We start from the raw sequence: 20,406 nt of genomic DNA, 5'->3' as shown, positions 1-20,406 counted from the left end.
TGTCAATGAAGGGGCGTGGCAGGCACCGCGCCGCCCTGCGGCTCGGGACTGCTGTACTGCTTGATGATGAGGGCGGCCATGGCGATCACGCCAGGAATGGCCACCACGGCAAAGATCTCGCTGAAGGCCATGTGGCGCGCCGACAGCTCGGCCACCAGGAAGGAGCCCGCGATGCCGCCGAAGCGCCCGATGCCCAGCATCCAGGCCACGCCCGTGGCGCGGCCGCGTGTCGGATAGAAGGCGGCGGCCAGCGCCGGCATGGACGACTGGGCGGTGTTCATGATGGTGCCGGCCAGGAAGACGGCCACCACCAGCCAGCCCAGGTGGCCGGCCGTCTGGCCTATCCACCAGATGGAGGCCGCCGTCAGCGCATAGCCGATGGCGATGATGCGGTTGGCATTGAAGCGGTCCATGAGCCAGCCGAACAGCACGGCGCCCACGCCGCCCAGCGGGAACAGCGCCGCCACCAGGGTGCCGGTCTTGGGGTCCAGGCCCGCTTCCTTGAACAGCACGGGCATCCAGTTCATCAGCGCGTAGAAGATGACCAGGCCCATGAAGTAGGCGATCCACAGCATCACCGAGCCCACGCGGTACTGGCGCGACAGCACCACGCCCATGCCGCTGCCGGCCTGGGCCTCGGGCCTGGCCTCGGTCAGCACGAAACGCTGCACGCCCTGCACGGCATCACCGGCAATGCGCGCCAGCACCTTGCGGATGCGCTCGGCCGGGTAGTTGTTGGCCACCATGTGGCGCACGGATTCAGGCAGCAGCACGACCAGGGCCACCAGCAGCAGCAGCGGCGCGGCACCGCCCAGGATGAGCACGCTGCGCCAGCCGAAATGCGGGATCATCCAGGCCGCCAGAAAGCCGCCGAAGGCCGCGCCCAGCGGAAATCCGCAGAACATGGCGTTGGTCAGCGTGGCACGGCGCGAATCAGGGCAGTACTCGCTCATCAGCGTGACGGCATTGGGCATGGCGGCGCCCAGGCCCAGGCCGGTGACGAAGCGCAGCACGGCCAGGGTCCAGATGTCGGGGGAAAAGCCGGAAGCCAGGCAGGCCACGGCAAACACCGCGACCGAGCCCACGAGCACGGTCTTGCGGCCCAGGCGGTCGGCCAGCGGGCCCGAGAAGATCGCGCCTGCGGCCAGGCCGAACAGCGCAGCGCTGAGCACGGGCGCAAGCGCGGGCTTGCTCACGCCCCACTCGGTGATCAGCGAGGGCGCGATATAGCCGATGGCCGCCGTATCAAAGCCATCGAGCAGAACGATCAGGAAACACAGCGCAAAGATCACCCACTGGAATCCCGAAAACGGGTGCTCGTTGAGCAGGGTCTGCACATTGACGCCGGTTGCTGCGGCGTCCTTCTGGACGGATGTCATGACTTGTCTCTTCCACTGTCTCTCAGCCTGGCGGATACCGCATCTGCGCGCGCAGCCCGCCCCTTGCACCGCAGGGGCCGGCAAGCCCCTGCGCTGTTTCTTCAGTCCTGCCTGCGGCCGTCCCAGGCCGAGCGCGGCACCATGACCTCGCCACGCATCAGCAGGCGCGCCGTGCGCAGCAGGGCCGCCTTGGTCACCACGTCGGGATGGGCCGGGTCGCTGTCCAGCGTGACGCTGAACTCGCCCGTGGGATGCTCCACCGAGACGGTGAGCGGACCCGTGCCCTGCTGCAGCTGTGCCACGCCCTCGCACACGGTGCCCGGCATCTTCACCGCCGTGCCCACGGTGACGGCCGCCAGCACGCCGATGGCGTCATGGCAGACATGGGGGATGAAGCTGCGCGTGGTCAGCGCGCCGCCATGCTGGGGCGGCGCGATCAGCGTCATCTTGGGGTAGTTCTTGGCCGAGACATCGCCCAGGCCCATGGCCTGCGAGATCTGCAGGCGCAGCGCCTCGACGCGGCGCTTGAGGTCGGTGTCGGCGTTGAGCTCGGCCACGGTCTCCTGCCCGGTAGCGCCCACATCGGACGCCTTGAAGATCACCAGCGGCATGCCGTTGTCTATGCAGGTGACGTCGAGCGTGAAGGGCTCGAACCCCTCGCCCGTCACCGTGACCGTGTCCCGGGGCTTGCCCGTGGGCAGCAGGCCAGAGCAGACCGAGCCGGCCGTGTCCAGGAAACTGATTTCGATGGGTGCCGAGCTGCCGGGCGCGCCGTCGATGCGGGCCGAGCCTTCGTACTCCACCTGGCCGCCGGGCGTCTGCACCGTGATGTCGGCCGCCATGCCGGTGTTCAGCGTCAGCACGCGGAAGGTGCTGGTCTCGCCACGCGGCTGCACCATGCCGGTCTCCAGCGCAAAGGGAACCACGCCGGCCAGCATGTTGCCGCAGTTGGGTGTGGTGTCCACCGTGTCCTTGTCGGGCTGCAGCTGGGCGAAGAGGAATTCGAGGTCTATGCCCTCCTTGTCGGAGAGGCTGACGATGCCGACCTTGCTGGTCAGCGGATGGGCGCCACCCACGCCGTCAATCTGCCGCTTGTCGGGCGATCCCATGGCCGCGAGCAGCACGCGGTCGCGCGTGGGCAGGTCGGAGGGAAGATCGCTGGCCCGGAAGAAAGGGCCCTTGGAAGTACCGCCCCGCATCAGCAGGCAGGGAATGGCCGTTTGCATGGCTGTCTCTATCAGTATGGGTATGACAGCTATTGTGAGCATGGCGCGGGCCAGGCACTACTGGGCAAGCCCGCTAGCAGCTATAGCAAACCGGCATAGCTCAACGCCAAGCCTGGGCCGCAGGCTGCGACGCCGGGGCGCCGCAACTGCTTGATACAACTTATTGGGGCGCAGTGACGCTCAATCGCGGTCATGGCCCCGGCCGCGATCATGGCCATGCCCGCGGCCGCGGTGGTCGTCGTGGCGGTCATGCCGATCGTGGCGGTCGTGGCGGTCCCAGCGGCGGTCATCGCGGCGGTGCTCCCATTCGCGGTGGCGGCGCTCCTCGCGCCAGCGAGGATCGTGGCGCGGCGGCCCGGCGCGCCAGTGCGGCGGCGGATTGCGCAGGAAGTACACCGGGCGGCCGCAGGCACCGTAGCGTGCGCAGTGCTTGCCCCAGTGCTTGGCATGGCCGGGCGGCACCCACATGTAGACCGGCGGCGGGGCCATGGGCGCCGGCGCGATGATGACGGGCCGCTGGTACAGCAGCGGCGGAGGCGGGGCATTGCCTATGTCCACGGTGCCGTAGACACCCGGAGCCAGCTGGCCCGAGACCGAGCCGCTGATATAGGTCTGCGCCTGGGCCGCAAGGGCCGAGCACGCCAGCGCAAAGGCGGCCGCGGCGCGCAAGGTGGATCGCAAGGTAAGCATGGCCATGTTCTTTTGAAGGGGTGAAACAGGAAAGGCCCCGTTTCTACCAAGCGCCTGGGGCCGCATGGGCCGTTGCGCCTGAAAAGGTGTAAGAACCCGTTCAAGCCAGCGCCCGTTCCTGCTCAACGCGCCAGGGCTGCCTGCGGTGTACAGCAGACCGCAATGGTCCGCTTTCTGGCCTGCACGCGCTCAGTCCAGCTTGAGCCGCGAGTCCTTCACCACCTTCTGCCATTTGGCGATCTCGGCGCGGCGGAATGTCTCCAGCTCGGCCGGTGTGGAGCCTATGGGCTCGGCACCTATGCCAGCGAGCCGCTCCACGATGGCAGGCTCGCGCAGCACCTTGGCCAGCACCGTGGACAGCCGGTTCACGATGGCGGGCGGCGTGCCGGCCGGCGCAAAGATGGCGTTCCACTCGTAGGTCTCGTAGCCGGGCACGCCCGACTCGGCAATGGTCGGCAGCTCGGGCGCGGCCTTGGAGCGCTCCAGCCCGCCCACGGCCACCGCGCGCAGCTTGCCGGTCTTCACGTGCTGCCAGGCCGAGCCCATGCTGGCAAACATCAGCGGCACCTGGCCCGACATCACGTCCATCATGGCCGGGCCGCCGCCCTTGTAGGCCACATGGTGCAGCTGCGTCCTGGCCAGCAGGTTGAACAGCTCGCCCGCCAGGTGCTGGGCCGAGCCCGGGCCTGCCGACGCAAAGTACAGATGCCCGCCCGCTTCGGAGCGGCCGGCCTGGATCAGGTCCTGCACGCTCTTGATGGGCGACGAAGGCGCCACCACCAGCACATTGGGCACGCGCAGCAGCAGCGAGACCGGCGCGAAGGCCTTGAGCGTATCGAACTGCATGCGCGCATGGATGGCGGGATTCTGCGCGTGGTTGGAGGCATCGAGCATCAGGGTGTAGCCGTCCGGCTGGGCCTTGGCCACCTGGGCGCCGCCGATCATGCCGCCTGCTCCGCCCCGGTTCTCGATCACCACGGGCTGGCCCAGCTCGGCAGACAGACGGGGGCCGATCAGGCGCGCCACCACATCGACGGTGCCGCCCGGCGGATAGGTCACGACCAGGGTGACGGGGCGCTCGGGGTAGTTGGCCGCTGCAGCCGCAGCGGCTGGCGCGGCCATGCCGGCAACGGCAGAGATCAGGCCTGCGGCCGCCCACAGGCCGGCGGTGCGTCTGGACAGGGATTTCATGGTGTGTCTCCTTGGATTTGAATCGGGCTCGGAAATCGGAACAGCTCGACGGCGCTGCGGCCCAGCACGGCCTGCAGCGAGGCGGCATCGTCCAGCGGGTCCAGCCAGTCGTGCATCCAGCGCACGGCCGCCGGATAGCTGGCCTGACCCGCGTGCTGGGTGTGCGGCCAGTCGCTGCCCCAGAGCAATCGCTCGGCCGCAAAGGCCTGCAGCAACTGCGCGGTGGCCTGCCGCCCCGAGGCGGCGCAGTCGGCGGCGGGCCAGATGCGGTAGGGCGCGGACAGCTTGACCCACACACGGCCGCTGCCGGCCTGTTGCAGCAGATAGCCAAAGCCAGGGTCGCGCACGCCCAGGGCCGGGTCAGGACGCCCGAAGTGGTCGACCACCACGCGGCAGCCGGCCGCCAGCAGGGTGGGCAGCAGGTCAGGCAAGCGCCCGGCCTGCAGGTGCAGCTCCACATGCCAGCCCAGGGTGTTGGCCTGCTCCAGCACGCGGCGCCAACCGGGCGCATTCAGATCAGGCAAAGGCAGGCCGATCAGGTTCAGGCGCATGCCCACCACGCCGGCATCGGCCAGGGCCTGCAGGTGGTCCTCGCCCGTGTTGTCATCGACCACGGCCACGCCGCGCAGGCGCTGCGGCCGGGCGCGCAGGGCCTGGAGCATGTAGCGGTTGTCCGTGCCCAGGAAGCTGGGCTGCACGAGCACGCCATAGGCCAGGCCGTGCGTGTCCAGGTGCTGCAGATACGTGGCCAGGGCCGCATCTGCGTCGGGCGCGTAGCGGCGCACATCGGGCATGGGCAGGCCGCGCTCGAAGACATGGGCATGGGTATCGACGCTGGACGCAATGGCGAACCTGGGCAGGGCAGACACGGGGAAAAACTCCTTGCGGGTGGCGCGGCACAGGATGCGGCGCAGGGGGTATGCGGCCGGATTCTAGGAACGAGGGATATATATTTCCATTCTTCAAAATGGATTTATTCATACTGGATCGATATGGAAACCCGGCATCTGCGCTACTTTCTGGCGGTGGTGGACCAGGGCAGCGTCAGCCGCGCAGCCGACTGGCTGGGCATTGCCCAGCCCGCGCTGAGCCAGACCCTGGCCCGCATGGAGAAAGACCTGGGCGTGCAGCTGTTCCAGCGCTCGCGCCAGGGCGCCCTGCCCACGCCGGCCGCCCTGGCCATGCTGGATGACGTGCGCACCAGCGTGGCCCGCATAGATGCCGCCGCCAGCCGCGCGCGCGAGATCGCCAGGGGCAGTGCAGGCCAGCTCACCGTGGGCCTGGTGTCTTCGGCGCTGTTCGGCACCCTGCCCCGCGCCCTGCGCGCGCTGCGGCAGCAGGCGCCCGGCGTGCGCGTCATCCTGCGCGAGATGAGCAATGCCGAGCAGGCCGAGGCCCTGCAGACCGGCGCCATCGACATCGGCCTCATGCACACGCCCGTGGCCGTGGGCGGGCGCATGCGCGAGCGCCAGCTGCTGCGCGAGCGCCTGGTGGCCGCCGTGCCCGACGAATTCCAGATCGGCGAGGACGGCCAGGTCAGCCTGGCGCAGATCGCCGAGGCCGGGCTGGTCATGTACCCGCAGGCCCAGCTGCCCGTGCTGCATGCCGGCATCCTCGACGCGCTGCGCAAGGCAGGCCACGAAGCCCATGTGGCGCAGGAGGCCAACCGGACTCTCACCGTGCTGGCCTGCGTGGCAGGCGGCTGCGGCGTGGCACTGCTGCCCAGCTGGATACGCTCCATGGACTTTCGCGGCGTGCGATTTTGCGAAGTGCGCGATGGCCGGTCCCTGCCCAGCCTGGACCTCAGCGCCATCTGGCCCGCACGCTCCACGCCCACGCTGGCCGACCTGTTCGCACACCTGGACCTGGGCAAAGACTGAGTGCGGCCCGCATTGGCGCCGCACCGGTGCAAGAAACGGGATGCGCCCGCGCCTGCGCCGCACTACAAACCGCTTTCCCTCATTCACGGAAAGAAAAGGTGCCAGATGCAGCCATCGTCACAGCAACTCCACGGAAAAGTCGCCCTCATCACGGGCGCCAGCTCAGGCATAGGCCGCGAAGCCGCCAGGCTGTTCGCACGCCACGGCGCCAGGCTGGTGCTCACGGCCCGCCGCCAGCCGGAACTGCAGGCCCTGGTGGCGGAGATAGAGCAGGACGGCGGCCAGGCCATTGCGCTGGCCGGCGACGTGCGGGACGAGCCGCTGGCCCGGGCCCTGGTCGAAACCGCCACGGCGCGCTTTGGCGGCCTGGACATCGCCTTCAACAATGCCGGCATGACGGGCGATCCCTGCGCCCTGCCCGACCTGTCGCTGCAGGCCTGGCAGGAGGCCATCGCCACCAATCTCACCAGCGCCTTTCTGGGCGCCAAGCACCAGATACCGGCCCTGCTGGCACGCGGCGGCGGCTCGCTGATCTTCACCTCCACCTTCGTGGGCTACACGGCGGGCCTGCCCGGCATGGGTGCCTATGCCGCCAGCAAGGCCGGCCTCGTCGGCCTCACCCAGGTCATCGCGGCTGAATACGGCCCCCGCGGCCTGCGGGCCAACGCCCTGCTGCCCGGCGGCACCGACACGCCCATGGGCCGCGCCAGCACCCCCACGCCCGAGGCACGCGCCTTTGTCGAAAACCTGCACGCCCTCAAGCGCCTGGCCACACCGGCGGAGATTGCAGCGGCAGCGCTGTTCCTGGCGTCGGATGCATCCAGCTTCGTCACGGGAACGGCCATGGTGGTCGATGGCGGTGTGTCCATCCAACGGACTTGAAGCAGAGCCCCGCCAAAGCCGTCGCGGCAATGGCGGCCCGCTCGGATCTTCCGGTCGCCTGCGGCGGCTTTATCAGGGGAGTTTTGAAAGTGGCATTCCTGCCCCAATAATTCCCCTGGAAACGATGCTTGCGCTTTCGCTGTTCATTCCCGCATCGTGGCCAAGGAGCAGGCTGATGTTTTCTGACCACGCAATTCACGACGAAGCAACTGCTCGGCAAATGGTGCCCGGATGCTGAATCGACATGTGGTGACATGTACCATTACGGGATGGCCGCACCTTTCTTCCAGGGAATGGATGATGGACAAACGAGGTGCATTGAGGCAATCTGCTTGAATCGGTAATACACTGCCCATGCAATCCATTGCATCGCGTCTCCAGCAGTTACCGTCGGATTCAGGACCTGCGCGAAGTCCCGCACAACCCTTGTTTCAAGCATTCTTCAGACAATAGATCAATTACATCCCATTACAGCATTGTGGACGGCTATGGTATTTAACCTTCGCACAAGGTCCATCGAATGCTCACGACATATACTCGCGCAAAACCGCAAGAATGGAATACCTGTTGTCCGTCCGATGTGATTTTTCTCTTTGAAGAAAAGAACCGTTGCAGGGATTGCATCCCCATGCTTGCAGGAGCTACAGGCAGGCACAGTTCCATTTCGGCTGTGAGCGTTCGTGAACACTGATTAATCGCTTCGAGATTGTTATAGTAAATAACGGAACTACCATGACTAGACACACTCAGCCCATCGTGGAGCGCTTGTTCAGGCCAATGGAACGCTCGACCCGCCAGCGCAGTTCGATACGCACGGTCATGGAAGAGGCCGGGCGCCCCCTGCTCCCCGCTGAAATCCTGGGCGCAGCGCAGCGCGAAGTGCCGGCCATCGGTCTGGCCACGGTGTACCGCAACATCAAGCAATTGATGGAAGCCGGTGAGGTGCAGGCCGTGGACCTACCCGGCGAGGCCACGCGCTACGAACTCAGCGGCCGCGCCCATCACCACCATTTCCGCTGCATGAGCTGCAACCGCGTGTTCAACGTGCCCGGTTGCCTTGGCGACATGCAGCGCATCGTGCCCGAAGGCTTTGTGGTGGAGCGCCATGAGATGACGATGTACGGCATCTGCAGCGACTGCCACCAGAACGTGCAGTAGCGGCGGGCCCCGGGCCTCAGGCCCAGGCATCGGCAAGCCGACAGCCATGGCGCAGGCCTTCCCTGCGCCATGGCTGTTTCTTTTTCCCCGGTCCGCTGCCTCAGCGCCTGCCCGGCCGCACGCGGCCTGCGGCAACGCCCCCGGCCAGCAAGGCCAGCGCAGCCACCGCCCAGAGCATCGCCACCTGACCCCAGGTCTGCGGCGCATGGCGCGGACTGGCCGTGAAGACCGGCTGCGCTGCAAAGTCCTTCGCGCCGAATGGACGGTCCTCGAACAGATAGGGATAGAAGAAAGTCCGCAGCCGCGCATGGAAGGCGGCAATGTCGTCCTGGTAGGCCAGCTGCGCCAGCAGGTCGGTGCCGGCCTGGCGGTGCAATGCGGCCTGCACGCCCACGCCGGGCAGCAGCCAGCCCAGTCGCCCGGTCCAGGCCTGGCGCGCCTGCAGGCCTTCCCGATAGGCGGCGAACTGGGGGGCGACGCTTTCATCACCGAGCTGCTGGAAGGCGTAGTACCACTTCCAGTGAAAGCCCGCAGGCAGCGGCGCGGTGTTGCGCCATTCGGGGTGGTTGCGGAAGAAGCGCTCCATGGTCTGCTCGCGCGGCAGGTCCCAGGCACCATGCACGGTCTGGCGCTGGGCCAGCATCAGCTCCACGCCCTGGCTCACGGGCACGGCGCGCGACAGCGCGGCATTGGCCAGCGTGGGCAGCACCAGGGTCAGCACGGCCCAGCAGCCCATGAGGGCCATGGCGTTGGCCACCGAACTGCCGCCCAGCGTGGCGACCACCAGGCACAGCCCGCTCCAGAAGGCCACATAGGCCGTGGCGCTCAGCAGCACGGAGGCGATGGCGCCCGCCTGCGCCCCGCTGGCCAATGCCCCTGCCAGGGCCGGCAGCGCCAGGCATGCCAGCAACAGCACCGAACGCAGGCCCGCACGGCGCAGCCACAGCCGGCGCCCGCTGCCGGGCATGGCCTGAAGCGTGCCCAGGCGTCCCGATTCGCGCTCGCCCGAGACCAGGTCGTAGAGCAGTGCAATCAGGAACAGCGGCGCCAGGTAGACCAGCACAAAGGCGAAGTCGAAGCGGCCCGCCAGCGCCAGTTCGGGGTTGAAGCTCTCGCCTTCATGCAGCTGCGCCTGCAGCGCCAGGGCACGCACGCGCAGCACATAGGGCGCGGCATCGCGCAGGCCCAGGGCGAGGAAGGCCGTGGACGACGGTGCATCCCAGGTGCTGTGAAAGCCGTAGTAGGCCACCGAGCCCGCATCGCCGGACTGTGCATGCCGACCTGCCTGGGCCGCCATTTCCTGCTGCTGCATTTGGGCCAGACGGTCCAGGGTCTGGCGCTGCGACGAGATCTCGCGCAGGCCCGACAGCACGGCCAGCGTGGACAGCAACAGCAGCAGGGCCAGGGCGCACAGCGCCAGGCGCGAGCGCGTCAGAAGACGCCATTCATGTCGTAGCCAGCTCATCGCACCACCCTCCCCAGACGTTGCGTGGCCACCAGCAAGGCGGCCGCCAGCGCCGCCAGCCATCCCAGCAGCACGCAGGCTGCGGGTGCCGCGCGGCGCAAGGCCGCCAGCGGCGGATCGGGCTCGTGATGGAAGTCGGAGACGCCGCGCCAGTGCTCGTGGCTGATGCGGTTGTCTCGGCTGGAACGGTCACCCGCGTAGCTGAGCTTGTCCACCTGCAGCTGGTTGAGCGCCTGCACCATGCGGTAGCGATGCTGCTCGGCCTGCTCCAGAAAGCGCCGATAGCCTTGCAGGTCGGTGCCGGCCACGGCCATGGACAGGCGGCGCAGCGCAATCAAGGGGCTGACCAGGGCAAAGCCGTCGGCGCTGCGCAGTTGCCGGGCCTGCAGATCGAAGCTGGCCTCGGCATGGCGCCTGAAGAGCTCGCTGGTCAGCCGCTCGCCCTCCATGCCGACCAGGCCCTTGTAGTTGACGGGCAGATCCTCCACACGCGACACGCCGTACTGTGCAAGCACTTTGGCGCGAAAGGCGGCGAAGTAGGGATCGTCGGGATTGTGGCTGTCGCCCAGCGCCGCCAGCTCGCGCGCCGTGGCGATGTCGGTCTCGAAGCGCGTGGGCAATGCCAGGGCCGCGCCCACCAGCTCCGGCGCCAGCCGGGGCACCAGCACCACGCCAATGGCCCAGGCGGCCAGCAGGGCCAGCAAGGCATCGCGCCCGCGCCGCATGAGGGCCGAGACCGCGGTGATGCCCACGGCCCACAGCAGCAGCCACAGCACATGGCCAGCCGCCAGCGCGGCCACCAGGCTGATGGGCACGGGCGTGGCCACCGCCATCCAGGCCAGGGCCAGCAAGGCGGGCAGCAGCACCAGGGCCGCCACGCCCGTCAGCGCCAGCAGCTTGCCGGCCACGAACTGCCGCATGCCCACGCCCTGGGCCAGCAGCACGCGCAAGGTGCCGGCCTCGCGCTCTCGCGCGATGCAGGCATGGCCCACGAAGATCAGCAGCAGCGGTGCCAGCACCTGCAGCACAAAGGCCGGCGTGAGCTGGCCGAAGCGCAGCAGCAGCGACGACTGGCGCACATCGCCGAAGTTGGCGCTGTTCTGGCGGTGGCCTTCGAGAAACAGCGTGTGGCCGGTGTAGGCGTCTATGCCCGCATCGAAGGCCGCCAGCGGATTGAGCGGGCGGAACACGAAATGGCCGTAGTGCACCATGCGGTGCGGATGGCGGTCGGGCTGGGCCTCGAACTCGTGATCCACCTGCGACTGGTGGCGTTCGCGCTGGGCCTGGGCCGCGCTGCGCTGGTCCCAGGCGGTGAAGGCGGCAGTAGCACCGAGCAGCAGCCACAGCACCATGCCCAGCACGGCCACGCGGTCGCGCAGCAGCAGGCGCCATTCCTCGCGTGCAATGGTCCAGGCCGTGCTCATGCCGCGGCCCCCTGCACGCCTGCGTCTGCGTCTGCGTCTGCGTTTGCGTTTGCGTTTGCGTTTGCGTCTGCACTCGCACTCGCACTCGCACTCGCACCCGAACCTGTACCCGCGTAGTGGCGGTGCAGTGCCCGCACGTCAAAGCGCTCTTCCCCACGGGCCGCCACCTCCTCCACCAGCCTGCCGCCCGCGATGAAGCCCATGCGGTCGGCCACATCGGCAGCCCCCAGCAGGTCGTGCGTGACCATGAGAATGGCCACGCCCTGGCCGCGCAGCTGCGTGATCAGCCGGCTGAATTCGGCCGTGGCCTGCGGGTCCAGGCCCGAAGTGGGTTCGTCCAGCAGCAGTGCCGGCACCTTGCGTGCCAGCGCCAGCGCAATCGCCACCTTCTGCCGCATGCCCTTGGAAAAGCCCGAGACGCGCCGGTCATGCGCGGCCGCATCCAGCCCTGCAGCGGACAAGGCCTGGCCGATGGCATCCCTGCTGGCGGGCTGGCCCGCCAGGTCCAGCAGATAGGCCACGTTCTCGCGCGCGCTCAGGTGCTCGTACAGCGCCACGTTCTCGGGGATATAGGCGATCAGGCCGCGCGCCTGCGCGGCAGCCGTCACCGGGTCCACGCCCTGCACGCGCACCTGGCCGCTGCGCGGCCGCACAAAGCCCAGGAACAGGCTCAGCGTGGTGGTCTTGCCCGCGCCGTTGGCGCCCAGCAGCGCATAGATCTCGCCGGCATGCACGGCCAGGTCCAGGCCCTGGAGGATGGTGCGCTCGCCATAGTCCACCACGGCGCCCAGTGCTTGGAGCACGGGCGTGGAGGCAGAAGTGAGGTTGGAAGAAACAGGAAGGGATGGATGCATGGCGGGGCTCAGAACTTGGCTTGAAGGCCTACGGTGACGGTGCGGGCGGTGCCCGGCGTCACCCACAGCCGGCTGTACGAGCTGGTGTAGTAGGTCTTGTCAAAGAGGTTGTCCACGTCCAGCGTCAGGCGCAGCGTGGGGCTGATGCGCCAGTAGGCCACCAGCTTGGCGGTGGTGTAGCCGGGCAGATCGAAGGCCGCCTTGCCCGCGTCGGCCTCGGCCTGCGTGCGGGCCTGGCCCAGGCGCTTGCCCACGCGGGTGACGCCGCCGCCAATGCCGTAGCGCTGGCCGTTGGAGAAGGCGTTCTCGTAGACCGCCAGCACGCTGCCGTTGACCTTGGGCACGTTGAGCAAGCGCCCGCCCACTTCCAGCGTGTTGTCGCGCGAGATCTCCACGTCGTTGAGCACCAGGCTCGCATTCAGGCGCCAACGCTGCGTGACCTGGCCGGCAAAGTCGAACTCCAGCCCCCGGCTGCGGATCTCGCCGGCCGAGACCGAGTAGCCGGCGTTGCCCGGGTCGGCCGTCAGCACGTTGCGCTTGCGGATGTCGAACAGCGCGGCCGTGGCACCCATGCGCCGGTCGGCGCTTTCCCACTTGGCGCCCAGCTCCATGGAGCGGCCGGATTCGGGACTGAAGCCCGCGCCGGCCACATCGACGCCCACGTTGGGCCGGAACGAGCGGCCCACGTTGGCATAGAAGGTCCATTGCGGCAGCGGCAGCCAGCTCAGGCCCAGGCGCGGAGAGGTCGAGGTCGGGTCCTGCTGCGTGGTCGCGCCCGTGCGGCGGTTGTGCAGCGACTGGTCATAGCGGTCCATGCGCAGGCCGGCCACCACGCGCCACTGGGGCGAGAGCTTGATGGCGTCCTGCAGGTAGAAGGCCGTATTGCGCTGGCGCTCGAAGGTATCGGTATTGGCCGTGGGCACGGGCTGCGTGCCGCCGTAGACGGGGTTGTAGATATTGATGGCATAGGGATTGGCCGCCGTGGGGTTGGCGCGCAGCATCACCGTATCCATGTCGAAGCGAAAGCTCTCCAGGCCCAGCAGCAGCTCGTGTTCGACGGTGCCCGTTTTCACCGTGCCCTGCAGCTCGGCCTGCACGGCGATATCGTCGGACTGGTAGTCGCGGAAACGCCGCTGGCGCGTCAGGTCGCCATTGGCCAGCAGCGCATGGGGTTCGGTGGAAAAGCCGTTGATCGAGGTCTCGCGGTAGGACAGGCCCAGGCGGCTGCGCCACTGCGCGCTCCACTCATGCGAGAGGATGAACTGGTGCGTGCGGTTTTCCACCGTCACATCGCCGTCGCGCGGGTCACCCAGGAAGCGGCTGCGCGAGATGGCGCCCAGGCGGTCGCCCACGGCCACCACGCCACGGTCCAGCGGCGTCTTGTGGCGCAGCAGCTCGCCCGAGTACTCCAGCACCGTATCGCGCCCCAGCTTCCAGGTGAAGGCCGGCGCAATCACCTGGCGGCTGGCGCCCACGAAGTCGCGGAAGCTGTCGCGGTCCTCCACGGCGATGTTGAGCCGGTAGGCAAAGTTCTCGCCAATCGGTCCCGTGCTGTCGAGCGCGCCGCGCCGCAGCCCGTAGCTGCCCGCATAGGCTTCCACGGAATGCGAAGGCGTCCACAGCGGACGCTTGGAGACGACGTTCAGCGTGCCGCCCGGCTCGCTGCTGCCGTAGAGCGCAGCGGCCGTGCCCTTGAGGAACTCGATGCGCTCCACGCCGGCCAGATCACGCGGCGCGTTGAAGCCGCGCCCCGAGGAAAAGCCGTTGAACAAGGTGGCCATGCCCACGTTCTGATCGCCGGGCAGGCCGCGAATGACGATGTTGTCCCACAGGCCGCCAAAGTTGTTCTGGCGCGAGACGCCGCCCACATAGTCCAGCACATCGTCGAGCTTGGTGGCTCCCAGGTCGTCCATGGCCTGGCGCGTGATCACGCGCACCGACTGCGGCAGCTCGCGCAGCGGCAGGTCGGTCTTGGCGCCTGCCGCCTCATCGGTGTGATAGGCGCCCGAGGCCGTGCGGCCCACGACTTCCACGGCAGGCAGCAGGGTCTGCTCCTGGGGCGACGGCGCTGACGGCACGGATGCCGCAGTTTGTTCCTGGCCCTGGGCCAGCACGGGCGTGGAGAAGAAAGCGGCAGCGCTCAGGGCAAGCGGCAGCGGGCGAAGGCCGGGGAGCGGCTTCGCGAGGATGGAGAAGGCAGTCATGATGAAAACGGGCACGGGCGCATGCCGCCGGCATCAGAAGCCGGCGCGCGCAAACACGGACATGCCGCCAGCACCAACGGGTGCCGGCGGCAGAGAAGGAGAAAAGTGCTTGCGGATTCAGCGCGGCGGGTCGCGCGATGCAAAGGCCCAGCGGTTCTGCGAGGGGATGGCGCCGCCCACGGTGCGCGGCGGCACCCTCTCAGGCGGTGCGGCCACGGCCAGCGGCAGGCCGAAGTGCGGCAGCCAGGCCGCCGCATGCGGTGCATGGCCCATGCACCAGACGCAGACGGCTTCCGCGGCTTCCGCCTTTTCACCGGCCGGCGCCTTGTCCTCGCAGCCGTTCAGGCCGGCAAACGCCTGGCCGGGCGCTGCCGCCGCCTGCCGGATATGCGTTGCGCCGTGCAGGGGCATGCCAATGGCCGTGTTGAAGAACACGGCCAGCAATAGCAGGCGCAAAACAAGCAGACGCATAAGACGGCGATCTTACTATTGACAATTCAATATCGTTAACTGTCCGCCGGCATTTTCAGCACGGGCCCCGGAGACAGCGCGGCAATATGGCACAGGCATGTGACAGCCGACTGGCGATTTCCCGCATTGTGCCTATTGATCTGCGGGCCCCACGCCCCGGAAGAACATGTCGCAGATCTGGTCCGCCACCTTCTCCAGCGAGCCCTTGCGGGGGTTGAACCAGGACTGTATGGAGTTGATGCTGCCCAGGATCATGATGCGCGCCAGGTGGATGTCGGCATCGGCCCGCAGGCGGCCTTCGGCGCGCAGGTCTTCGAGCAGGCCGCTCCAGAATTTCTGGTGGCGCTCGCGGCGCTTGATCTGGCGTTCGCGCACCTTGTCAGGCAGCTGGCCCAGCAGGCGGCCGTGGGCCAGGGCGAAGTCCCCATGCTTGATCAGGCCCGCCATCTGGCCCAGCACGGCTGCGCGGAAACGCTGCTCGGCCGTGGCGTCGGCGCCCAGCGCGGCAAGGCGCTCCTGCTGCTGGCTGATGATGCGGTTGCCGCCCTGCTCCATGACCTCGTCCACCAGCTCCTCCTTGGAGGCGAAGTGGTAGTAGATGCTGGCGGCCTCGATCCCGGACTGCTCGGCAATGTTGCGCATGGTGGTGGCAGAGTAGCCCTGCTCACCGAAGGTGCGGGCGGCCAGCTTGAGAAGGGTCTCGCGGGTCTCGTTGCCGTCGTGGGCACTGGTCTGCCTTCTTGCCATGTCTGCCAGGGTGTGGATCGTTGTAGTTCGGCGATCCTAACAGGCTGTTGGTGGCACGCCAATCAAGCGTTCGGTACGCGCCCGCTGCCTGGCGGGCATGGCCGGGCCGCGAAACTGCGCCTGAAGAATCAGCCCCAAAGGCATTCCCGGGACTGCAATGGCCTGGCAATCAACGGCTCATGAATTTACGCGATATCGGCGGAAGATATTTCAAACCACGGCCAGGAATTCAATCCTCGCAATACAAAAAATCTATCCAGCCAATCGACAAGACAAATGAAACAACGCGTGTTAATCGCAAGATTAAATAGCAGAATCGAATCACATGTAATTTATTTTATAAATCGATAAATAAAATCGATTGATGAAACAAAATCAGCACCCGCAACCGGTTCTGAAATGGGAACTTGTACGATCACCTAGTCGCGGCTGCCCAGGAAAAGCATGCCAGCACGCACTCTCCAGAGGAGGAAGCGCCAACCGCAATGCTCTGCAAATGTAACAAAGACGCAACAGCTTTTGTAAAGTGGCGGTTATCAAGATGCTGCTGGATATAATGCGGATCGCCTCGGAATATGCCCAGGCATGAGAAGAAGCTGTCTACACCCCATAGAACGCTCACATCATCAGTATTTATACTTACGGTGATATCTTCATCCCCCACTGCACATGCACCAACCTTGACCATTGCGTAAAGAGTTCCGGGTCGTTGTTCTTGCTGCGCAGTTTTCGACAAATAGCCGCACTTAGAAATTCTTCTATCAAGATGACTACATACCAAGAGCTGATTGCCCAGAAAAAACTGCTCGACCAGCAAATCGACGAGGCCCGCAAGCTGGAGTCCAAAGCGGCTCTGGCATCGGTGCAGGAACTGGTCCGGGAGTTTGGCTTCACGGCACAGCAGGTCTTCCCCTGGAAGCCCGATGGCAAGAAGAGCGCCCCCGCCAAGTACCAGGACCCCGAGTCCGGCAAGACCTGGACCGGCCGCGGCAAGCCGCCGAACTGGATCCTGGGCAAGGACCGCACCCTGTTCGAAATCAAGTGAGTCCCTGCCCCGCATGGGCCCGCCCGCACGGCGGCGCACATGCGCGGGCACATGCTCAGAGGTGCGTCATGCAGGCACCACCGCCGTGACCTCGATCTCCACCTTGGCCCGGTCTTCCACCAGATCCGCCACCTCCACCGCCGTCATGGCGGGGAAATGCCGCCCGATCAGCTCGCGGTAGTGCTTTCCAATGGCGGGATAGGCCGCCACGTATTCCTGCTTGTCGGTCACATACCAGGTCATGCGCACGATGTGCTCGGGCCTGGCGCCGCCTTCGGCGAGGATGGCGACGATATTGGCCAGCGCCTGCCGCACCTGTTCCGCAAAGTCGTCCGACTCGAATTGCTGCTGGCCGTTCCAGCCAATCTGCCCGCCGACAAACACCAGCCGGGAGCCGACCGTCATTTCGGTGAGGATGCCATTGGCATAGCCTCGTGGCGCCAGCCAGTCCGGGGGTTGCAGAGTCTTCATTGCTTCATCCTGTTCTCGTTGAATCCGTAAAACCGTCCTGCGGCACCAGATAGGCCTGCAGGCGCTCGCGCAGATCGGCCGGCAGTGGCGTGGCCTTCATGCTGCGCAAATCCATGGTGACGATGGTCATGCGCGCAGACAGCCGTCGCTGGCCGTCCGGCCCCTCGAAACGCACATCGAACTGGAACGACGCCCCGCCGATGCGGCGCACCTCCAATACCTGGCGCAGCGTGTCGTGCCAGCGGCTGGGCGCCGTGAAATCGCATTGCACCGACACCGTGGGCGTGCCCACCTGGCGCTGTACATGCAGGGTGTGGAATGGCAGGCCCATTCCCCTGTCGAACCATTCCTCGACCAGGTCGTTGACCATTTCGAAATAGCGCGGGTAAAAGACGATGCCGGCCGGATCGCAATGGCGAAACAGCACCTGCACCTGGCTGACGAAGGCGGAGGCCATGGCGCGCGCTCACGGCATCTTGCGCAGCACGAATCGCTGCAGCTTGCCGGTCTCGGTGCGCGGCAGGGCCGGCACGAAGACAATGGCGCGCGGGTACTTGTAGGGCGCAATGCTGGCCTTGACGAAGGCCTGCAGCGTGGCGGCCATGTCGTCGCCGGCCGCAAAGCCGGGCTTGAGCACCACAAAGGCCTTGACCACCTGGCCGCGCTCGTCGTCTGCCGCGCCGATCACGCCGCATTCGGCCACGGCCTCGTGGCGCAGCAGCGCATCCTCCACCTCGGGGCCGGCGATGTTGTAGCCGGCCGAGATGATCATGTCGTCATTGCGCGCCTGGTAGAACAGATAGCCGTCGGCGTCGCGCACAAAGGTGTCGCCGGGCAGGTTCCAGCCGTTTTGCACAAAGCGCTTCTGGCGCTCGTCGGCAAGATACCGGCAGCCGGTCGGCCCCTTGATGGCCAGGCGGCCGGGCGTGCCGTCGGGCACGGGCTGCATGTCGTCATCCACCACCTGGGCCACATAGCCGGGCACGACCTTGCCGATGGCGCCCGCGCGCACCTCCTCGGGCGGGCTGGAGACAAAGACGTGGATCAGCTCGGTGCCGCCGATGCCGTCGATCATCTCGATGCCCGTGGCCTGCTTCCACAGCTGGCGCGTGGCGTCCGGCAGGGCCTCGCCGGCCGAGACGCTTTTCCTGAGTGACGACAGGTCGAAGCGCGCTGCCTGCGCCGCCATCTGCCGGTAGAAGGTGGGTGCGGTGAAGACGATGGTGGCGCGGAAATCCTGCACCAGCTGCAGCAGCCCTTCGGGCGTGAGCTTTTCGGCCAGCACGGTGCTGGCGCCCACGCGCAGCGGAAAGCACAGCAGCCCGCCCAGGCCAAAGGTGAAGGCCAGCGGCGGCGTGCCGCAGAAGATGTCGTCCGGGCTGGGCCGTATCACGTGACGCGGGAACAGGTCGCACATGGCCAGCACGTCGCGGTGGAAATGCATGCAGCCCTTGGGCGCGCCCGTGGTGCCGCTGGTGAAGGCGATGAGGCAGACATCGTCGGCCGCCGTGTCGCAGCAGGCAAAGGTGTCGGGCTTGGCTGCGGCCAGGGCGTCCAGCGCGTCGGCTGCGCCATCGTTGAAATACAGCACGCGCGAGAGGTCCGGGCAATGGTGTTCATGGCCGGGCTGCAGGCACAGCTGCACCTCGTCCTTGAGGCGCACATCGCACAGCACGGCCTGCACCCGGGCCTTGGCGATGATCTGCTGCAGCTCCTTGGCACGCAGCAGCGGCATGGTGGGCACCGTCACCAGCCCGGCCTTGATGGCGGCCAGCCAGGACGCGGCCATCATGGCGTTGTTGGGGCCGCGCAGCAGCAGCCGGTTGCCGGGCACCAGCTGCAGGTCTTCCACCAGCACATGGGCGATGCGGTTGGTCAGCGCCTGCAGTTCGGCATAGGTCATGGCGGCCTGGTCCGCGCCCTGCCTCCAGCGCAGGGCCACGCGGTCGCCATGGCCGCGCGCCACCATGGCATCGACCAGTTCGGCCGCGCAGTTCAGGCGTTCGGGATAGGCCACGTCCGGGCCGTCGAGCAGGAACTCGGGCCATTGGTCGGGCGGCGGCAGGTTGTCCCGGGCGAAAGTATCGATGTGGGCGGAGGCTTGCATGCGATGTTCCCTGGCTTTGCGTTGAATGGGCAGCCTGCCGCTCAGGCCTTGAGCAGCTCGCGCGCGATGATGAGTTTCTGCACCTCGGTCGCGCCCTCGTAGATGCGCAGCGCGCGGATTTCGCGGTACAGCGTCTCCACCGGCATGCCCGAGACCACGCCCGCCCCGCCGAACATCTGCAGCGCACGGTCGATCACGGCCTGGGCCGATTCAGTGGCCGTCATCTTGGCCATGGCCGCCTCGCGCGTGGTGCGCGTCTTCTTCACATCGCGCATCCAGGCGGCCCGGTAGGTCAGCAGGGCCGATGCGTCGATGGCCGTGTCCATGTCGCCCAGCGCGGCCTGGGTCAGCTGCAGGTCGCCCAGGGTCTGGCCGAACATGCGGCGTGACTTGGCGCGTGCCAGGCCTTCGTCCAGCGCGCGGCGCGCAAAGCCCAGTGCGGCGGCGGCCACCGAGGCGCGGAAGATGTCCAGCGTCATCATGGCCAGCTTGAAGCCCTGCCCCGGCTCGCCCAGGCGCTGCGACACGGGTATGCGGCAGTTGTCGAAACGGATGGTGGCCAGCGGGTGCGGCGCGATCAGCTCGATGCGCTCGCCAATGGAGAAACCCGGCGTGTCCGCATCGACCACGAAGGCGCTGATGCCGCGCGCCCCCGGCGCCTCGCCCGTGCGGGCGAACACGCAGTAGAAGTCGGCAATGCCGCCGTTGGAGATCCAGGTCTTGGCACCGTTGAGCACATAGTGGTCGCCTTCGAGCCGCGCCTCGCAGGCCATGGCGGCCACGTCGGAGCCGGCATCGGGCTCGGACAGCGCAAAGGCCGCAATGGCCTCGCCACGCGCCACGCGCGGCAGGTAGCGCTGGCGCAGCGCGTCCGACCCCATGAGCGATATCGCACCGCTGCCCAGCCCCTGCATGGCAAAGGCGAAGTCGGCCAGGCCTTCATGGCGGGCCAGGGTCTCGCGCAGGATGCAGACCGCACGCGAGTCCACCTCGGGCAAGGCCCCGCCCCAGGCGCCGCCGGGGCCGGACGGCACGGCATAGCGCAGCCAGCCGGCCTGGCCCAGGGCCTTCACCAGTTGGCGGCAGGCCGCATCGGCATCGTGGTGGTCCACATCGCCCAGGGATTGGGCGCACCAGGCATCGGCCTCATGCGCCAGCGTGCGGTGGGCGTCATCGAAGAAAGGCCAGTCCAGCCAGGAGGAATCACGCATT

General features: G+C 67.3%; 19 protein-coding genes. 4 read left to right on the top strand and 15 right to left on the bottom strand.

The genetic code is table 11. The features are described 5' to 3' along the window. Positions 1 to 2 precede the first annotated feature (2 nt). The 5 genes from G4D77_RS28080 to G4D77_RS28060 all read right to left on the bottom strand — a co-directional run bounded on the left by G4D77_RS28080 (position 3) and on the right by G4D77_RS28060 (position 5,355). On the bottom strand, positions 3 to 1,379 hold the full coding sequence (locus G4D77_RS28080) for an MFS transporter (protein WP_154834052.1): 1,377 nt from the start codon (positions 1,377 to 1,379) through the stop codon (positions 3 to 5). 101 nt (positions 1,380 to 1,480) lie between these two features. Further along, positions 1,481 to 2,605: a 4-oxalomesaconate tautomerase gene (locus tag G4D77_RS28075; protein ID WP_154834051.1), complete on the bottom strand. Its 1,125-nt coding sequence runs from the start codon at positions 2,603 to 2,605 to the stop codon at positions 1,481 to 1,483. Between the two features lie 180 nt (positions 2,606 to 2,785). Further along, the gene (locus G4D77_RS28070) at positions 2,786 to 3,301 is read right to left on the bottom strand and encodes a hypothetical protein (protein ID WP_074924096.1); all 516 of its coding nucleotides are present in this window, start codon (positions 3,299 to 3,301) and stop codon (positions 2,786 to 2,788) included. 183 nt (positions 3,302 to 3,484) lie between these two features. Next, the gene (locus tag G4D77_RS28065; RefSeq protein WP_016450437.1) at positions 3,485 to 4,486 is read right to left on the bottom strand and encodes a tripartite tricarboxylate transporter substrate binding protein; all 1,002 of its coding nucleotides are present in this window, start codon (positions 4,484 to 4,486) and stop codon (positions 3,485 to 3,487) included. Beyond that, a complete protein-coding gene (locus G4D77_RS28060) occupies positions 4,483 to 5,355 on the bottom strand; it encodes an amidohydrolase family protein (RefSeq protein ID WP_154834050.1) in 873 nt (290 codons plus the stop codon). Before G4D77_RS28060 ends, G4D77_RS28065 begins: the two co-directional genes overlap by 4 nt. Positions 5,356 to 5,478: 123 nt before the next feature. Here G4D77_RS28060 and G4D77_RS28055 point away from each other — a divergent pair, with 123 nt between their 5' ends. The 3 genes from G4D77_RS28055 to G4D77_RS28045 all read left to right on the top strand — a co-directional run bounded on the left by G4D77_RS28055 (position 5,479) and on the right by G4D77_RS28045 (position 8,406). Next, on the top strand, positions 5,479 to 6,366 hold the full coding sequence (locus G4D77_RS28055; RefSeq protein WP_016450439.1) for a LysR family transcriptional regulator: 888 nt from the start codon (positions 5,479 to 5,481) through the stop codon (positions 6,364 to 6,366). 105 nt (positions 6,367 to 6,471) lie between these two features. After that, entirely contained in the window at positions 6,472 to 7,248 is a 777-nt protein-coding gene (locus tag G4D77_RS28050; RefSeq protein ID WP_016454678.1) for an SDR family oxidoreductase, read from the top strand. A 732-nt stretch (positions 7,249 to 7,980) separates the two neighbouring features. Then, on the top strand, positions 7,981 to 8,406 hold the full coding sequence (locus tag G4D77_RS28045; protein WP_016450441.1) for a Fur family transcriptional regulator: 426 nt from the start codon (positions 7,981 to 7,983) through the stop codon (positions 8,404 to 8,406). Positions 8,407 to 8,506: 100 nt separating this feature from the next. Here G4D77_RS28045 and G4D77_RS28040 read toward each other — a convergent pair whose 3' ends face one another. From G4D77_RS28040 to G4D77_RS28015, 6 genes are all read right to left on the bottom strand, one after another. Then, positions 8,507 to 9,871 carry a DUF3526 domain-containing protein gene (locus G4D77_RS28040; protein WP_016450442.1) on the bottom strand — a complete coding sequence of 455 codons (1,365 nt, stop codon included), beginning with the start codon at positions 9,869 to 9,871 and terminating at the stop codon, positions 8,507 to 8,509. After that, positions 9,868 to 11,295 (bottom strand): ABC transporter permease, encoded by a 1,428-nt coding sequence (locus tag G4D77_RS28035; protein ID WP_016454676.1) that lies wholly within the window; start codon positions 11,293 to 11,295, stop codon positions 9,868 to 9,870. The genes G4D77_RS28040 and G4D77_RS28035 overlap by 4 nt, the downstream gene beginning before the upstream one ends. Continuing rightward, entirely contained in the window at positions 11,292 to 12,149 is an 858-nt protein-coding gene (locus tag G4D77_RS28030) for an ABC transporter ATP-binding protein (protein WP_154834049.1), read from the bottom strand. Before G4D77_RS28030 ends, G4D77_RS28035 begins: the two co-directional genes overlap by 4 nt. An 8-nt stretch (positions 12,150 to 12,157) precedes the next feature. Then, the gene (locus G4D77_RS28025) at positions 12,158 to 14,353 is read right to left on the bottom strand and encodes a TonB-dependent siderophore receptor (RefSeq protein WP_043792450.1); all 2,196 of its coding nucleotides are present in this window, start codon (positions 14,351 to 14,353) and stop codon (positions 12,158 to 12,160) included. 117 nt (positions 14,354 to 14,470) lie between these two features. Beyond that, on the bottom strand, positions 14,471 to 14,824 hold the full coding sequence (locus G4D77_RS28020) for a hypothetical protein (RefSeq protein ID WP_016450639.1): 354 nt from the start codon (positions 14,822 to 14,824) through the stop codon (positions 14,471 to 14,473). 132 nt (positions 14,825 to 14,956) lie between these two features. Next, positions 14,957 to 15,571, bottom strand: coding sequence for a TetR/AcrR family transcriptional regulator (locus tag G4D77_RS28015; RefSeq protein ID WP_016450638.1), 615 nt, complete (start codon positions 15,569 to 15,571; stop codon positions 14,957 to 14,959). 766 nt (positions 15,572 to 16,337) lie between these two features. On the opposite strand from G4D77_RS28015, the gene G4D77_RS28010 reads away from it, so the two are divergent. Next, positions 16,338 to 16,616, top strand: coding sequence for an H-NS histone family protein (locus G4D77_RS28010; RefSeq protein ID WP_016450637.1), 279 nt, complete (start codon positions 16,338 to 16,340; stop codon positions 16,614 to 16,616). Positions 16,617 to 16,682: 66 nt separating this feature from the next. On the opposite strand, the gene G4D77_RS28005 is transcribed toward G4D77_RS28010, so the two are convergent. From G4D77_RS28005 to G4D77_RS27990, 4 genes are read right to left on the bottom strand one after another with little or no spacing between them, the layout of a single operon-like run. Continuing rightward, positions 16,683 to 17,087, bottom strand: a complete 405-nt coding sequence (locus tag G4D77_RS28005; protein ID WP_012206268.1) for a RidA family protein — start codon at positions 17,085 to 17,087, stop codon at positions 16,683 to 16,685. A gap of 4 nt (positions 17,088 to 17,091) precedes the next feature. Beyond that, entirely contained in the window at positions 17,092 to 17,544 is a 453-nt protein-coding gene (locus G4D77_RS28000) for an acyl-CoA thioesterase (RefSeq protein ID WP_016450635.1), read from the bottom strand. Positions 17,545 to 17,553: 9 nt separating this feature from the next. Then, positions 17,554 to 19,194 carry an AMP-binding protein gene (locus G4D77_RS27995; RefSeq protein WP_154834048.1) on the bottom strand — a complete coding sequence of 547 codons (1,641 nt, stop codon included), beginning with the start codon at positions 19,192 to 19,194 and terminating at the stop codon, positions 17,554 to 17,556. Between the two features lie 41 nt (positions 19,195 to 19,235). Next, a complete protein-coding gene (locus G4D77_RS27990) occupies positions 19,236 to 20,405 on the bottom strand; it encodes an acyl-CoA dehydrogenase family protein (RefSeq protein WP_013801799.1) in 1,170 nt (389 codons plus the stop codon). Between the last annotated feature and the right edge of the window lies 1 nt (position 20,406).

This window comes from Delftia sp. WY8 (assembly GCF_018437695.1).
Lineage (GTDB): Bacteria > Pseudomonadota > Gammaproteobacteria > Burkholderiales > Burkholderiaceae_C > Comamonas > Comamonas tsuruhatensis.
Note: the sequence above shows the minus strand (reverse complement) of the source record. Positions and strands in the feature narration are given on the sequence as shown.

Coding starts and splice junctions, on each gene's coding strand:
- G4D77_RS28000 (WP_016450635.1), bottom strand. CDS start 17,544: ATGGCCTCCGCCTTCGTCAGCCAGGTGCAGGTGCTGTTTCGCCATTGC.
- G4D77_RS28005 (WP_012206268.1), bottom strand. CDS start 17,087: ATGAAGACTCTGCAACCCCCGGACTGGCTGGCGCCACGAGGCTATGCC.
- G4D77_RS28055 (WP_016450439.1), top strand. CDS start 5,479: ATGGAAACCCGGCATCTGCGCTACTTTCTGGCGGTGGTGGACCAGGGC.
- G4D77_RS28065 (WP_016450437.1), bottom strand. CDS start 4,486: ATGAAATCCCTGTCCAGACGCACCGCCGGCCTGTGGGCGGCCGCAGGC.
- G4D77_RS27990 (WP_013801799.1), bottom strand. CDS start 20,405: ATGCGTGATTCCTCCTGGCTGGACTGGCCTTTCTTCGATGACGCCCAC.
- G4D77_RS28020 (WP_016450639.1), bottom strand. CDS start 14,824: ATGCGTCTGCTTGTTTTGCGCCTGCTATTGCTGGCCGTGTTCTTCAAC.
- G4D77_RS28025 (WP_043792450.1), bottom strand. CDS start 14,353: ATGACTGCCTTCTCCATCCTCGCGAAGCCGCTCCCCGGCCTTCGCCCG.
- G4D77_RS27995 (WP_154834048.1), bottom strand. CDS start 19,194: ATGCAAGCCTCCGCCCACATCGATACTTTCGCCCGGGACAACCTGCCG.
- G4D77_RS28080 (WP_154834052.1), bottom strand. CDS start 1,379: ATGACATCCGTCCAGAAGGACGCCGCAGCAACCGGCGTCAATGTGCAG.
- G4D77_RS28075 (WP_154834051.1), bottom strand. CDS start 2,605: ATGCAAACGGCCATTCCCTGCCTGCTGATGCGGGGCGGTACTTCCAAG.
- G4D77_RS28045 (WP_016450441.1), top strand. CDS start 7,981: ATGACTAGACACACTCAGCCCATCGTGGAGCGCTTGTTCAGGCCAATG.
- G4D77_RS28010 (WP_016450637.1), top strand. CDS start 16,338: ATGACTACATACCAAGAGCTGATTGCCCAGAAAAAACTGCTCGACCAG.
- G4D77_RS28015 (WP_016450638.1), bottom strand. CDS start 15,571: ATGGCAAGAAGGCAGACCAGTGCCCACGACGGCAACGAGACCCGCGAG.
- G4D77_RS28050 (WP_016454678.1), top strand. CDS start 6,472: ATGCAGCCATCGTCACAGCAACTCCACGGAAAAGTCGCCCTCATCACG.
- G4D77_RS28035 (WP_016454676.1), bottom strand. CDS start 11,295: ATGAGCACGGCCTGGACCATTGCACGCGAGGAATGGCGCCTGCTGCTG.
- G4D77_RS28030 (WP_154834049.1), bottom strand. CDS start 12,149: ATGCATCCATCCCTTCCTGTTTCTTCCAACCTCACTTCTGCCTCCACG.
- G4D77_RS28070 (WP_074924096.1), bottom strand. CDS start 3,301: ATGGCCATGCTTACCTTGCGATCCACCTTGCGCGCCGCGGCCGCCTTT.
- G4D77_RS28040 (WP_016450442.1), bottom strand. CDS start 9,871: ATGAGCTGGCTACGACATGAATGGCGTCTTCTGACGCGCTCGCGCCTG.